At 68.0% G+C, this 13831-nt stretch carries 15 protein-coding genes; 5 read left to right on the forward strand and 10 right to left on the reverse strand.

Annotated elements, in window-relative coordinates; genetic code table 11:
- Positions 1–11 precede the first annotated feature (11 nt).
- From H7290_RS00375 to H7290_RS00395, 5 genes are all read right to left on the reverse strand, one after another.
- Positions 12–929, reverse strand: coding sequence for an inositol monophosphatase family protein (locus H7290_RS00375; protein ID WP_290512032.1), 918 nt, complete (start codon positions 927–929; stop codon positions 12–14).
- A gap of 48 nt (positions 930–977) precedes the next feature.
- Positions 978–1964 (reverse strand): ribosome small subunit-dependent GTPase A, encoded by a 987-nt coding sequence (rsgA, locus tag H7290_RS00380; RefSeq protein WP_290512033.1) that lies wholly within the window; start codon positions 1962–1964, stop codon positions 978–980.
- Complete coding sequence (aroA, locus tag H7290_RS00385; protein WP_290512034.1) at positions 1961–3250, reverse strand: 3-phosphoshikimate 1-carboxyvinyltransferase; 1290 nt, start codon at positions 3248–3250, stop codon at positions 1961–1963. The genes rsgA and aroA overlap by 4 nt, the downstream gene beginning before the upstream one ends.
- A 70-nt stretch (positions 3251–3320) precedes the next feature.
- A complete protein-coding gene (locus H7290_RS00390; RefSeq protein ID WP_290512035.1) occupies positions 3321–3806 on the reverse strand; it encodes a DoxX family protein in 486 nt (161 codons plus the stop codon).
- Between the two features lie 45 nt (positions 3807–3851).
- Positions 3852–5564 carry a sigma-70 family RNA polymerase sigma factor gene (locus H7290_RS00395; RefSeq protein ID WP_290512036.1) on the reverse strand — a complete coding sequence of 571 codons (1713 nt, stop codon included), beginning with the start codon at positions 5562–5564 and terminating at the stop codon, positions 3852–3854.
- A 123-nt stretch (positions 5565–5687) separates the two neighbouring features.
- Here H7290_RS00395 and H7290_RS00400 point away from each other — a divergent pair, with 123 nt between their 5' ends.
- The 4 genes from H7290_RS00400 to rsrA all read left to right on the forward strand — a co-directional run bounded on the left by H7290_RS00400 (position 5688) and on the right by rsrA (position 8297).
- Positions 5688–6341 carry a hypothetical protein gene (locus H7290_RS00400; protein WP_290512037.1) on the forward strand — a complete coding sequence of 218 codons (654 nt, stop codon included), beginning with the start codon at positions 5688–5690 and terminating at the stop codon, positions 6339–6341.
- A 71-nt stretch (positions 6342–6412) separates the two neighbouring features.
- Positions 6413–7186 carry an SOS response-associated peptidase gene (locus tag H7290_RS00405; protein WP_290512038.1) on the forward strand — a complete coding sequence of 258 codons (774 nt, stop codon included), beginning with the start codon at positions 6413–6415 and terminating at the stop codon, positions 7184–7186.
- A 140-nt stretch (positions 7187–7326) separates the two neighbouring features.
- Positions 7327–8034: a sigma-70 family RNA polymerase sigma factor gene (locus tag H7290_RS00410; protein WP_290512039.1), complete on the forward strand. Its 708-nt coding sequence runs from the start codon at positions 7327–7329 to the stop codon at positions 8032–8034.
- Positions 8031–8297 carry a mycothiol system anti-sigma-R factor gene (gene rsrA, locus H7290_RS00415; protein ID WP_290512040.1) on the forward strand — a complete coding sequence of 89 codons (267 nt, stop codon included), beginning with the start codon at positions 8031–8033 and terminating at the stop codon, positions 8295–8297. Before H7290_RS00410 ends, rsrA begins: the two co-directional genes overlap by 4 nt.
- A gap of 182 nt (positions 8298–8479) precedes the next feature.
- Here rsrA and H7290_RS00420 read toward each other — a convergent pair whose 3' ends face one another.
- The 4 genes from H7290_RS00420 to H7290_RS00435 are packed head-to-tail and all read right to left on the reverse strand — an operon-like array spanning position 8480 to position 12018.
- A complete protein-coding gene (locus tag H7290_RS00420; RefSeq protein WP_290512041.1) occupies positions 8480–8857 on the reverse strand; it encodes a hotdog domain-containing protein in 378 nt (125 codons plus the stop codon).
- Entirely contained in the window at positions 8854–9381 is a 528-nt protein-coding gene (locus H7290_RS00425) for a GNAT family N-acetyltransferase (protein ID WP_290512042.1), read from the reverse strand. Before H7290_RS00425 ends, H7290_RS00420 begins: the two co-directional genes overlap by 4 nt.
- A gap of 2 nt (positions 9382–9383) precedes the next feature.
- Entirely contained in the window at positions 9384–11066 is a 1683-nt protein-coding gene (locus H7290_RS00430; protein ID WP_290512043.1) for an acetolactate synthase, read from the reverse strand.
- Between the two features lie 34 nt (positions 11067–11100).
- Positions 11101–12018 carry a DUF2785 domain-containing protein gene (locus tag H7290_RS00435; RefSeq protein WP_290512044.1) on the reverse strand — a complete coding sequence of 306 codons (918 nt, stop codon included), beginning with the start codon at positions 12016–12018 and terminating at the stop codon, positions 11101–11103.
- Positions 12019–12057: 39 nt separating this feature from the next.
- Between H7290_RS00435 and H7290_RS00440 the strand changes: the two genes are divergently transcribed.
- Complete coding sequence (locus H7290_RS00440) at positions 12058–13512, forward strand: sensor histidine kinase (RefSeq protein ID WP_290512045.1); 1455 nt, start codon at positions 12058–12060, stop codon at positions 13510–13512.
- Positions 13513–13609: 97 nt separating this feature from the next.
- On the opposite strand, the gene H7290_RS00445 is transcribed toward H7290_RS00440, so the two are convergent.
- Positions 13610–13831 (reverse strand): WhiB family transcriptional regulator (locus H7290_RS00445; protein ID WP_290512046.1); only part of this gene is annotated, 222 nt, incomplete at its 5' end.

Consider the following 13831-nt stretch of genomic DNA (forward strand, 5'->3'; position numbering starts at 1 on the left):
AGCGAGGAAATCTATTCCAGCTGCTCGCCGGCTGGCCCGCGGGTGAACTCGAAGTTGCGGACGTTGTCGGGTTCGGCCTCGTCCGGCTCAGGCTCGTCGGTCCATGACTTGTCGGGCGGGCCGTGGTCAGGGAAGTGTCCGAGGTAGGCCATGGCGGCATCGTGCAGGCGAGAGTTGGTGGCGAGGGCGTTGTCGCCCCACGGCCCGGGCCTGCCAGCGAGGCTCGTGAAGGTGCCGCCGGCCTCGCGGACGACGATGTCGAGCGCGGCCATGTCCCAGACCTTGAGCTCGGGCTCGACCGCGATGTCGATGGCACCCTCGGCAAGCAACATGTACGACCAGAAGTCGCCGTAGGCGCGGGTGCGCCAGCAACGTCGCAGCAGTGCGTTGAAGGCGTCGGTCTTGCCGATCGCGTCCCACCCGCCCAGCGAGGCGTACGAGAGCGAGGCGTTGTCGAGGTCGGCGACCCGCGAGACCCTGATCTCGCGCGAGGACATCAGCGACTTGCCGGTGTGCGCGCCGGTGCCCTTGCTGGCCCACCAGCGGCGGCCGAGGGCTGGAGCCGACACGCAGCCGGCGATGATCTCGCCGTCCTCCTCGAGCGCGATGAGCGTGGCCCACACGGGGACACCTCGGACGAAGTTGGCGGTGCCGTCGATGGGGTCGATGATCCAGCGGCGACCGCCCGGGCCTGTCGACCCCACGACCTCGCCCTGTTCCTCTCCCAGTACGAAATCGCGTGTGCGGGCGGATTGCAGAGTGCGCCGGATCGCTGCCTCGACGGCTTCGTCGGACTCGGTCACGTAGGTCATGTCCGGCTTGGTGTCGACCCGGAGATCGATCGCACCGAAGCGATCCATCGAGAGGTTGTCAGCATTGTCGGCAAGAACGTGGGCGAGGCGCAGATCGTCGTTGTACGAGTGAGCCATGGCGCTCAGAGTACGGCTCTTGCAGCAGTATCCGGGGGAGGCACCCCCTCAGTGGTCGTCCTTGTGGTTCATGCTGGCCAGGATGCGGCGGAACGACTCGACACGTTCGGCGGGCAACGCGCCCTCGGCGACGGCGACGTCGAGTGCGCACTCCGGCTCGGTCGCCGAGTGCAGACAACCACGCGGGCAGTCGCGGGTCACGTCCTGCAGGTCGGGGAAGGCTTTGATGAGGTTGTCGATCTGGACGTGCGCGAGTCCGAACGACCGGATGCCCGGGGTGTCGATGATCCAGCCGCCGAACGGCAGCTCGAGCGAGATGGCCGACGTCGAGGTGTGACGACCCCGGCCGGTCACGGCATTGACATAGCTCACCGAGCGGTTGGCATCGGGCACCAGAGCATTCACCAAGGTGGATTTGCCGACGCCACTGTGACCGACCAGCACGCTCGTGCGGTCGCGGAGCGCGTCGCGCACAGAATCGAGGTCGCCGTCGCTGCGGGTCACCACGACCCGCACTCCGAGCGGCGCGAGGAGCGCGAGCAGCTCGTCGGGCGACCCCAGGTCTGACTTGGTCAGGCACACTAGTGGCTCCATGCCAGCGTCGAACGCCGCGACGAGGCAGCGGTCGATCAGGCCGGCGCGAGGCGGCGGGTCGGCAAGCGCCGCGACGATCACGAGCTGGTCGGCGTTGGCCACGATGACCCGCTCGATGGGGTCGTCGTCGTCGGCGGTGCGGCGCAACATCGTGCGCCGTGGGCTGACCTCGACGATGCGGGCGAGCGATCCGTCGTCACCGGTCACGTCGCCCACGACCTTGACCTCGTCGCCGACGATGACCCCCTTGCGGCCGAGGTTGCGCGACTTCATCGCCGTGAGCGTGCGTCCGTCCTGCTCGAGGGTGACGGTGTAGCGACCGCGGTCGATCGTGATGACGCGCGCGAGGTCGGCGTCGTCGTAGTTGGGACGCACCTTCGTCCGCGGCCGGGTGTGCCGGCGCGGGCGCTCGAACTTCGCGTGCTCGTCGTCGTCCCTCACGTCATCAGTCGTTCCCAGACCGGGGCGAAGTTGGGGTAGGTCTTGACCGTCGTCACGACATTCTCGACCAGCAGGTCACGCACCCGCAGGCCGAGCACGACCGCGGCGTGGGCCATGCGGTGGTCGTCGTACGTCCGGAACATCGTGCCGTGCATCGGACGGGGACGTATCTCGAGGCCGTCGTCGAGCTCCTCGGCATCGCCACCAAGACGGTTGATCTCGGTGACGAGTGCCGCGAGCCGGTCGGTCTCGTGCCCGCGCAGGTGCGCAACTCCGGTCAGTCTCGACGGTCCTGCGGCGAGTGCGGCGATGGCGGAGATGACGGGCGTCAGCTCGCCGACGTCGTGCAGGTCGAGCTCGACCCCGTCGAGTGACTCGCCGCCGGAAAAGACGAGGTCGGAGCCATCGCGCTCGGCCGTGCCGCCGAATGCCGGCACGATGACGCGCCATGCGTCGCCGGCCTGGTCGGTGTGCTCGGGCCAGTTGCGGATGCGGACCGACCCGCCCGTGACGAGTGCCGCGGCGATGAACACGCCGGCGTTGGACAGGTCAGGCTCGATCTCGACGTCGAGGGCGGAGATCGGCCCGGGGTGGACGTGCCACGCGGTGACGCCGGTATCGGTGTCGTGCGTGTCGACGTGAACGCCCCGACGCCGCAGCTCGGCCACGGTCATCTCGATGTGCGGCATCGACGGCAGCGGAGCTCCGACGTGTTGCAGCTCGATGCCCTTGTCGAAGCGTGCGCCGGCGAGCAGCAGCGCAGACACGAACTGGCTGGATGAGGACGCGTCGACCTCCAGCGGGCCACCCGTGACGCGGCCCGTTCCGTGCACCGTGAACGGCAGTGCGCCGCGTCCGTCATCGGTGACCTCGACGCCGAGATCGCGCAAGGTGGCGATCGTCGTGCCCATCGGGCGCACACGCGCGTGCGCGTCGCCGTCGAACGTGATGGCCGCCTTGCCGAGGGCGGCGAGCGGCGGCACGAAGCGCATCACGGTGCCGGCGAGGCCGCAGTCGACGGTGATGGCAGCGGTGAGGTCCCACCGCGACGGCTTGACGGTCCACGTGATGCCGTCGCGCTCGATCGTCGCGCCCAACGCGGTGAGGGCGCCCACCATGAGCGTCGTGTCGCGGGAGCCGAGTGGCCTTGTCAGCACGGAAGGTCCGTCGGCGAGCGCTGCGAGGATCAGCACCCGGTTGGTCAGCGACTTGGAGCCCGGCACGAGGACGGCACCGACGAATGGGGTGTCTCGGTGCGGCGCGGGCCAGGGGAGCGGGGCATTCATTGCGCTGAGCCTATCGGCGTGACCCCGTCTGGGTGCACGCAAGCACGGCGTGCTCAAGCCGGGTGCAGGGTCAGCCGCGGAGGTGATCGATCTGGTCGGCCACCGAGGCAGTGGCTTCATTGACCTTGTCCTTGGCGCGGCGGCCGATGAACTTCTTGTGCGGGTCAGGGTCCAGTGTCGCCATCAGGAGGCCGCCGGTCATCGACATGTTCTTCAAGAAGTGGATGCGCTGGTTCGCACGCGCTCCGGGGTCGGTCTCGTTCCAGTACGCATGACCGACGATCGTCGTCGGCGGCACGGTGATGGCGAGCGCGAGAGCCGCGAGGCGGGGGAACCGTCCCGTGGCGAGCGCAACGCCAGCCACGAGGTGCACCAAGCCGTTGGCACGAACCAGGTTGGAGCCATTGACAGGGAGCTCGGGCGCGGCCTTCTTGATCAGGTCGGCCACCGGCTGAGCCTTGTCTGTGCGGGGCCCGGGATCCTTGAGCGCCATGGCGCCCCCGTAGATGAACATGGATGCGAGCATCGGACGGGCCACCGTACGCAAGAGGGTCATGGTCCATTCATACCGGACGGCGAGGCCGGAGCAACTCGTGGTCCGTCAGAGCGGTAGCCAGAAGCCCGAGCGGAAGACCGTCGAGTCGTTGTCCGGCCGCGGATCGCCCTTTCCCACCACCGTGACGGAGCCCGAGGGCTGCAGACCGCGAACTTTGGCGATGAACGTCGTGCCCGACCCTGCGGGAAGGGTCGAGCTGCACGACAGGACGGCAAGGGGTCGGTCGCGTGAGGCTGCCCCGCAGTCCCACCCCGGGCTGACAACCCCCCGGAACATGACGGTCGCGCGGAAGTCCATGCGCACCGTGACCGGCTGCTTGCCTGCGCGGCCGTCGTTCGCGGCCGTGATCGAGATCGTGAATCGACGTTGCAGGAGCGATTCGTCGTTCGTGATGACGACGGCGCCGACGCCGTAGTCGGTGGGGACGATCGGTTCTTCGGACGGTGCTGATCCAGACGGTGCTGATCCAGACGGTGCTGATCCAGACGGTGCTGATCCAGACGGTGCCGACCCAGACGGAACCGCGCCGGGTTCAGCGGGCTGGGCGCCTGTCGGTGGCGGGCCGGTCGGATCGGCCGTGGAAGGGGCGACCAGGGGCACCACCGGGACAGGCGTCGTCAGCGTCGGCGTGGTGGGGCGGGCACGCGTGGGAGCGGTGGGTGCCGTGGTGCTGCGGGAATGCCGCAACGGAGTGGTCGAGGACGGTGTGGTCGAGGACGGTGTGGTCGAGGACGGTGTGGCTGCATGGCGGATGGCGCGCTGCCGGTCCGCGCTGGTGCCGAAGTCTGTCGTGACGGCCAACGTGCCCGCAGTGGCCACCCCCGCCACCACCGCGATCGCGACGACTCCTTGAACGCCCGCTGAGGCGACGCCGGCGCCAGCGAGCTTGATCGGTGCAAGTGCGATTTCGAGGGCATGGGCCACGAGTCCCTTGGCGCCGGCAGCGGCGCCGACTCCCAGACCGACGGCTGCCGCGCCGGTCCCCGTGAGGTAGCCGGCCGCGGCCGTGCCCAGAACCACGGGTGCGAGGAGTCCGGACAGGTTGGAGTTGACCTCGGCAAGCTCGAGGGACAGGCCCGTGCATCGGCTGCAGTCATCGAGGTGGGCCTCGACCTTCGCCACGTCGCGAGCCGACAGGCCTTTGCGCACATACGGCCCGAGCTGGCCGGTGGTCGCTCGGCAGCCCTCGTGCAACGCGGGGGCGAGGTGGCCCTGGAGATAGGCCTGGCGGAGGCCCTCACGTGCCCGGTAGGCGAGCGCCGAGACGCTGTTGGCGCTCATGCCGAGCAGCGGCGCGATCTCGGCAGGTTTCTGGCCCTCGACGTCGAGGTGCCACAGCACGAGCTGCCACCTCTCGGGCAGCGACGAGAACGCGGTGGCGGCCGCACTCCGCTCGAATGTCATCTCGGTGGGGTCGACGAACTCGACGGCGCGGTCGAGCTCGGCCTCGTCGTCCGTCGACCGAACCCGCTTCGCGGCGCGGATGCGGTCGATGTGCAGACGCCGGATCGAGGTGAGCAGGTAGGCGCGGAACGACTCGTCCGGACCTCTACCGTCCTGCAGGACGGTGAGGACACGCATGAACGACTCGGAGACCAGGTCCTGGGCGTCGGGTCCACGTACGAGCTGCCGGGAGAGGCGGAGCGCGGCGTCGCGATGCCGGTCGAAGAGCTGGCCATACGCGTCGATGTCGCCCGTGCGCACGGCAGAGATGAGGTCGGCGTCGCTGGAGTCCGCGGCTGTGCTCGTCTGAGTCACGATGTCTGCCTCCTCACCCGATTCAACGACACAGTCATGGTGTGGTCACGATTGCGCACCCGAACCGCGTCATGAGTCGTGATCTCATTCGTCTCCTCCATGTCCACCACGAAAGGAGTGCACATGTTCGGCTCGGGCTCGAGCTTTGCGCTCCTGGAGGAGGCCGTCCGTGACGGCCGGTCGGACGTTGCTGTCGTTGCACACGAGGTGGGAGCGAGTGCAGCGCAGGTCGGCATCCCGCTCCACGAGGTCCTGGACCACGTGGAGCGGGCCCATGCCGGAGATCAACCCGCGTTCGAGACTGTTCGTGCCGCGGCGCTGGCGTGGGCCGAGGAAGCCCTGATCCATCACGCGAACGTCTCGTGCGAGGATCCGCTGACGTCGCTGGCCACCGTGCCGCACGTCAGGTCGCGACTGGCAGAGATCTACCGGGGAGCCGAACGAGTCGGTTGCCCGGCTTCGGACACGAGTGCGCTCGTCGTCGTCGAGCTTCCCGTGACCTCGATGGGCCACGAGCTGGAGCAGTCGCTCCGTGCGCTGGAGGTGGCGGAGGTCCTGCGGTCTGTGTTCTCCGGTGATGAGACTGTCGCCCAGCTGTCCGCGCGCAGGTTCGCCGCGCTGGTGGCACGTGAACGGGCCGATGGGGTGGCCGTCAACCTGCTCGCGATGTTGCTCGAGGAAGCGCTGGGCTCCGACGTGCAGCCCCGGCTGTGGGTGGAGCACCTGCCGGGATCCGTCGACGGCGTGGCCCGCGTGCTCGCCGGACTCTCCGAGTAGCGGTGCGTCTTCTGATCCGCACGCCAGCGCGTTCACGTGGGTGTGACGGCGGTTTGTGGCAGGCTTGACGTATGTGCGGGCGGTACGCGACGACCCAGACCTCAGCCTCTCTCCACCAGGCGTTCGAGGTCGATCTTGCCAACTCGTTCGTCGAGCTCGAGGCCGACTACAACATGGCACCCACCAAGCTCGCCCCGGTGCTCATCGGACGTCGCTCAGAAGAGCCGACCGCCGGCCAACCGCCGCAGCGTGAGCTCCTGACGGCGCGCTGGGGTCTGATCCCCAGCTGGGCCAAGGATCCGTCCATCGGCAACCGCATGATCAATGCGCGCTCCGAGACCGTGGCCGAGAAGCCCGCTTTCAAGAAGGCCTTCGCCAAGCGCCGCGCGCTCGTGCCTGCGGACGGCTACTTCGAGTGGTACGCGAGTCCGGTCGACCCGGACGGTGCCAAGGAGCAGAAGAAGCCGAAGAAGCAGCCGTTCTACATCACCCCCAAGGACCGCTCGGTCATGGCGATGGCGGGCCTCTACGAGTTCTGGCGCGGCAGCGAGTCTGACGACTGGATCATCAGCTACACGATCCTGACGACGACCGCCGAGGACGAGCTCGGACACGTCCACGAGCGCATGCCGCTGTTCCTCGAGCCCGACGGATTCGACGACTGGCTCGACCCCGCGCCCCACCCGCCGGAGCGGCTGCTCGAGCTGCTGACACCCGCTGCGCCGGGACGTCTCGATGCGTTCCCCGTGTCCACCGCGGTCAACAACGTGCGCAACAACGGTCCCGAGCTCATCGTGCCGTTGCCACCTGAGCCGCTCGAACCGGAGACGCCGCCTACGGAATAGGTACCCATTCTCCGCGGTTGAACCACGCAGGAGGATCGATGCTGACCTACGCAGATCACAAGGCGCCCACCATTCAGAGGGCCGCCATCACGCTGACGCCATTCAGCCCGCCTGCAGTTTCGGGAGTAGGCTGGGAAGTGATGACTGACACCGACCAGACCCCCGACGGCACCAACGACAACGCCGTCCACACACCCCCTTCGCAGGCGGTTGAGTCACCGGAAGAGCCCGTCGATCTGAAGTCCCGCACCCCGGAGCAACTGGCAGAGACGACCGAGCAGCAGCAGGCCCGCTTCGAGGCCGACGCCCTGCCCTTCCTCGACCAGCTGTACTCGGCAGCGCTGCGCATGACACGCAGCCCCCACGACGCCGAGGACCTCGTCCAGGAGACCTACGCCAAGGCGTTCAGTGCGTTCCACCAGTTCAAGGCCGGCACCAACCTCAAGGCCTGGCTGTACCGCATCCTGACCAACACCTACATCAACTCGTACCGCAAGAAGCAGCGCCAGCCGCAGCAGATCACTGATGAGATCGAGGACTGGCAGATTGCGCGGGCCGAGTCACACGGCTCGAGTGGGCTCAAGTCGGCCGAGATGGTCGCGCTCGAGCATCTCCCCGACAGCGACGTCAAGGATGCCCTGCAGGCATTGCCCGAGGACTTCCGCTACGCGGTCTACCTCGCCGACGTCGAGGGTTTCCCCTACAAGGAGATTGCCGAGATCATGGACACGCCCATCGGCACTGTCATGTCCCGGCTTCACCGCGGTCGGCGTATGCTCCGCGAGATGCTTGCCGACTACGCCCGCGACCGCGGCATGGCCGTCACGGCGACGGGAGAGAAGCCATGAGCTGCGAGGGTCCTGACTGCGAGAAGGCGCTCGACAACCTCTATCTCTTCATCGACCAGGAGATCGACACCGCCAGCTGTGCCGAGATCCAGGTCCACATCGACGAGTGCAGTGACTGCTTGAGTGTCTACGACCTCGAACGAGTCGTGAAGTCGCTCGTGTCGCGGTCGTGCTCGGAGGTCGCGCCGCAGCCGCTGCGCGACAAGGTGCTGCTCTCGATCCGTACCGTGCAGGTGCAGATCACCGAGCAACGCCTTTCTTGACCGGGAGGCCTCGGACGTCAGAGGCTCAGACGCCAGATCCCCAGCCGGTACGGCTGGGGATCTTGTGCGTGTGCACGGTTCACGCGTTGGGGCGCTTGCCGTGGTTTGCGCCCTTCTTCTTGCGTGCGCGACGCTTGCGTCCGGTCTTGCCCATGATGGTTCCTCCTCCGAAAATTCGTGCCTCAGTCTCCCACAGGCGCGATGCGCGCCAGGAATCGCTCCCGGTCAACGGTCACGCGCCGGATCTCGCCGGTCGCGAGCAGGGTGCCGTTGCCATCGTGTGCCGCGACCTGGAAGCGAACGAGCCGGCCGTCGGTGTGGATGACGGTGGCGGTGGTGGTCACCTCGGTGCCGACGGGGCTGGCCGCAAGGTGCTCGAGGTCGATGCGAGTGCCGACACTCGTCTGCGTCAGATCGAGGTCGAGAGCGGCACAGGTCGCTTGCTCGCACCAGGCCACGACGCGAGGCGTGCCCAGCACGTCGAGGTCACCGCTACCGAGCGAGCGGGCAGTGTCGGCAGGCATGACGACGCGGGTCACCGACGCGGAGTGCTCGGTCATGCCGTCAGACCTTCTTCCATTGGATCAAGCTGGAGTGAGAACGCCCAGAGCTGCACCCCAGGGACGGGCGACCAGTCGAGCTCGGGCCGACGGACGAACCCGAACGACTCGTAGAGACGGTGGGCGGGCGCCATGTCATCGAGCGAACAGATCATCATCTCGGTGAGGCCCATCTCCTTGGCCCGTAGCAGGCAGTCGCTCACGAGCGCGGTGCCGATGCCCCTCCCGCGGGCCGCCGGCGACACCGCGAGGGTGCGGAACTCGCCCTGATGGTCCTGGGTGGCGAGCTCACGGTAAGGAGACCCGGGCGGGCACCATGTTGTCGTGCCGAGCAGCTCCTCGCCGTCGACCGCCACGAGCAGGTGGCCATCCCGTCCACGGCTCGGGGCATCGACGAGCCAGTCTGCATAGCGCTGGTCGTAGTCACCGTCGGGTTTGATCAGGTAGTCGTCCGCGTCGTATCCGGCCACCGTGAGGTGGCCCGCAGCGACGTATTCCTCCTCGCGTGCCAGACGGACGAGCATGCTCAGATGCCTGTGGTGGCGCGCGGGTACATCGCGTTGACGTCGGTCATCACGTTGACGAGGTAGGGGACACCAGAGGCGAAGGCGCGGTCGATCGCCGGACCGATCTGCGCGGGGTCGGTGACCATCTCCCCACCGCCACCCAGCGCCGTGACGACCTGGTCGTAGCGGGTCTGGGGTGCCAGGTCGGCGGCGACGTCGTAGCCGTAGAGCCACTGCATCGGGCCCTTCTCGAGGCCCCACGCAGAGTTGTTTCCCACGATCATGACGACCGGCAGGTTGTGCCTGACCAAGGTGTCGACGTCCATCAATGACATGCCAGCCGCGCCGTCGCCGTAGAGAAGGACGACCTGGCTCGAGGGTCGGGCGATGCGGGCGGCCATCGCCGCACCCATCCCGGCGCCCAGGCACCCGTACGGCCCCGGGTCGAGCCAGCCGCCGGGGCGCTTGGGTTCGACGAACTTGCCGGCGAACGACACGAAGTCGCCACCGTCGCCGATGACCACGGCGTCGTCGGACAGCCGCGGGAGAAGCTCGCCGTAGATGCGGGCGGGGTGGATCGGGTCGGCGGTCGCGGTCAACAGCTCGGAGTCGCGGGCCGTTGCGGCTGCGACCTCGGTCTGAAGGACGCTGAGCCAGCGCGTCCAGTCGGGACGGGCTCCGGCGATGGACTGCAGGGCCGAGAGCATTCCGGCGAAAACCGTTGTCAGGTCGCCGCATGCCGATGCCGCGAGCTCTGCGTGGTTCGAGACCTGGCTGGGGGAGTCGGCGATGTGCACGGTCCGGGCGGGTGTCGTGTCGTCCTTGCCACCGAAGATGCCGTAACCCAGACGGAAGTCGAGCGGTGTGCCCACCACGATGACGAGGTCGGCCTGGCTGAACGCTGTCGAGCGGGCCTTGGTGACCAGCTGGGGGTGACCGCCGGGGATGATGCCGCGGCCCATGCCGTTCGCGACGACGGGGACGCCGGTCTCAGCGACGAACTGGAGCGCGGCTTCTTCGGCGTGGTCGGCCCACACGTCGGTGCCGAGCACGAGGATCGGCCGCTCGGCGCCGGAAAGCAAGGAGGCGATCTTGGCGATGCTGTCAGTGTCGGGCTCGATCAGGGGCGTCGTGTTGCCCTTCGACTGAGTCGTGACGGTGGTGCTGTTGAAGAACTCGTCCATCGGGATGTCGACGAAGCTCGGCCCGCGGTGCGACGATCCGGCAAGGGTGAAGGCCTCATCGATCGTGGGGGCAATGTCGTCGACCTTGTGTGCTGTGGCTGCCGACTTCGAGATCGTCTCCAGGATCGGCGGCTGGTCGGGCTCCTGGAGGCTGCCCGATCCCCAGCGGTTGTTCGGTGCACGGCCTCCGATGACCACGAGGGGCGAGCCGGAGAAGCTGGCCTGCGCGATGGGGCTGACGCCGTTGGGGGCGCCGGGGCCCGCGGTCAACACGGCAAGACCGGGCTTGCGGGTCAGCTTGCCGATCGCCTCGGCCGCGAAGACCGCGGTCGGCTCGTGCCGCACGTCGATGATCGGCATGCCCGGCTCGCCCTTGAAGGCGGCGTCGTACATCGGGAACACATGGGCCCCGGACAACGTGAACATCGTCTCGACTCCGTGCGCGCGAGCCACATCCAGCGCGTGGATGCCGCCGTGGCCTTCTCGGGGTCCGGCTTCGCCCATGTCATCAGTATTCATGCAAAGCACGCTACTGGACGATCAGACGAACGTCTCAAGTGAGCGGTTTGGCGGGTGTGGTGGGGCGGTACAGCCACGGGCTCTCGGCCCTGATCTGGTCGAGCACCGCGAGCAGGAGGTCGGCGCGGTGCGCGGGTTGTTCGGCGAACAGCTCGGCGTCTGCGCGCAGGTCGTCGCGGCCCTGCACGCCGAGCGCGAGCTGGAGGTGGAGCGCACGCAGGAACGACGACGTGTTGCGCACGCCCGGCGAGGGCCACTCCGCCTCGAGGTGTCCGCGGGTGCGCGGCGGCTTGATGCCTGCGCCGAGGCGGGCAAGCCACGGCTCGACGATGCTCGGGTCGAGAGCGTTACGGTGCAGCAGGGTCATGACCGCGTAGGCCAGGCGGTCGTCCTCGCCGTGACGCCAGATGTAGGCCGTGGGCGCCAGGGCGCGGTCGGCGATGACGTCGAGCAGCACGGTCAGCTCGAGTCGGCCGAAGTGTCTGGACCGGGCGAGGGCGGCGAGAAGATCGGCGCCGTGGGCGATCGAGTTCGCCCAGCCCTGCTCCGGTATCCATCCGCGGTGGTCCTGCTCCCGGACGTACCAGGCCGTGGCCCGATCGCCCCAGTCGAGCACCGATTCCGCCGTCATGAGGTGCTCGTTGTTGTCGCGGCCGATGATCTCGGCCAGCATCAGTGCGCTGTAGGAGCGGCGCATCACCGAGACGTCACCATCGTTGCCCAGGCCATAGCGCAGACCGGGAGCAATACCGTCGCCGAGGCCGGCGAGCAGCGTGTCGTAGACGCCGCGCGTGATCCAGGTCGTCAGAAGTGGGTAGGCGAGGTCTTCACGCCAGCGCGGGTTGGAGTGCCCGAGCATCTCGACCAGCTCGACCGTGCACTCGTCGAGGCCGCGGTCAGCGGGCACGTTCATCCCGCCTTGCTTGATCGATTGCCAGTACGCCTCGGACACTCCGCCATCGTGCCACGCACGACCGATTACCCTGAATGCGTGCCCTCGCTGGATGACATCGCCCGGTTCCAGACGTCGCTCGAGGCAGACGACGTCGCGTGGCTGCATGCGCTGGTCACCGACTGGCAGATCATCGCCGACCTCTCGTTCTCCGACCTGGTGCTCTGGGTGCCTGACGCGGAGGCCAAGGGGATGTGGGCTGCGGCGCAGATCCGCCCGACCACCGGACCCACGACGTTGCTGGAGGACGTCGCAGGCACCTTCGTTCCCACGGGCGGCACCGACCTGCTGGAGCGTGCGCTCGCGACCGGTGACATCGTCGGCGAGGAGGCGGACGAGCTGTTCGACGGAAGCAGGTTTCGCGTCCAGGCCATTCCGGTCTGTCGGGGCGGTCGGACCGTGGCGGTCATCGCGCGACGCAGCGCCGAGTCGGGTCTGCGCTCCGCGAGCACGCTGGAGAGCTCGTACTTCGAGGCCGCGGGCGAGCTCGGCGAGATGATCCGGCGCGGCGAGTTTCCCTTGCCGGGTACCCGGTCAGATCTCGCAGACTCGCTCCGCGTCGGCGACGGTTTCATCCGCACGACAGCCGCCGGTATCGTCCGGTACGCCAGCCCCAACGCGATGTCGGCCTACCGGAGGCTGGGGCTGGTCGGAGACCTCATCGGCACGCACCTCGGCGACGTGACCACGGGGCTGGCCGGTCGTCGTCCGACCGACCGCGGACCGCGTGCCCTTCTCGGAGGCGACACCAGCACGGAGGCAGAGATCGAGGGAGCCGCTGCGACCTTGCTCCTGCGCGTCATCCCGCTGCGGTCAGGCAGCCGCCGCAGCGGTTCACTGATCCTGTTGAGAGACGTCACCGAGCTGAGGCTGCGCGAGCGCGAGCTCGTCTCGAAGGAGGCGACGATCCGCGAGATCCACCACCGGGTCAAGAACAACCTGCAGACCGTCGCCGCCCTGCTTCGTCTGCAAGGCCGGCGCATGGAGCTGCCAGAGGCCCGGGCCGCGCTCGATGAGGCAGTGCGTCGGGTCGGCTCGATCGCACTGGTGCACGAGACCCTCAGCCAGTCGTTCGATGACAACGTGCTCTTCGACGAGATCGCCGACAAGCTGCTGCGAACCGTCCTCGACGTGTCGGACGAGTCGTCGGGCGCCGGACGCGTGAGGGCGGAGCGGATCGGTTCGTTCGGCTCCCTGCCCGGCGTCATCGCCACGCCGTTGGCCATGGCTCTCACCGAGCTCATCCAGAACGCAGCCGCGCACGCCTACGACGAGCGCGGTGGCACCCTGACGCTGGCGGTCAACCGCATCCGCGATCGTGTGCGGCTCCGGGTGAGCGACGACGGTCAAGGCTTGCCCGACGACTTCGACCCGGCCCGCAGCCTCGGTCTGTCGATCGTCACGGCGCTGGTCGAGGACGAGCTCGGAGGCACCCTCACGTTCGAGGAGCGCACGGGCGGGGGCACGACCGTCGCGATCTCACTGTCTGTCTGACAACCGGACAGTGAGTGCAAAGAACCCCGCGCCCGACTCCAGGGAGATTGACTCCGGGGAGAGATGGGGCACGGGGTTCACCGATACGTGCGTACGTTCAGGCAGTACGAATACGTGCCCGAGCATTGCGGCGCTTCAGCGTACGACGTTCGTCTTCGCTCAAGCCTCCCCACACACCGTGATCCTGTCCGGACTCGAGTGCCCATTGCAGGCACTGCTCGCGGACATCACAGCGGCGGCATACGACCTTGGCCTCTTCGATCTGCAAGATGGCGGGACCCGTGTTGCCGATGGGGAAGAAGAGTTCAGGGTCCTCATC

This window comes from Aeromicrobium sp., assembly GCF_014378035.1.
Taxonomy (GTDB): domain Bacteria; phylum Actinomycetota; class Actinomycetes; order Propionibacteriales; family Nocardioidaceae; genus Aeromicrobium.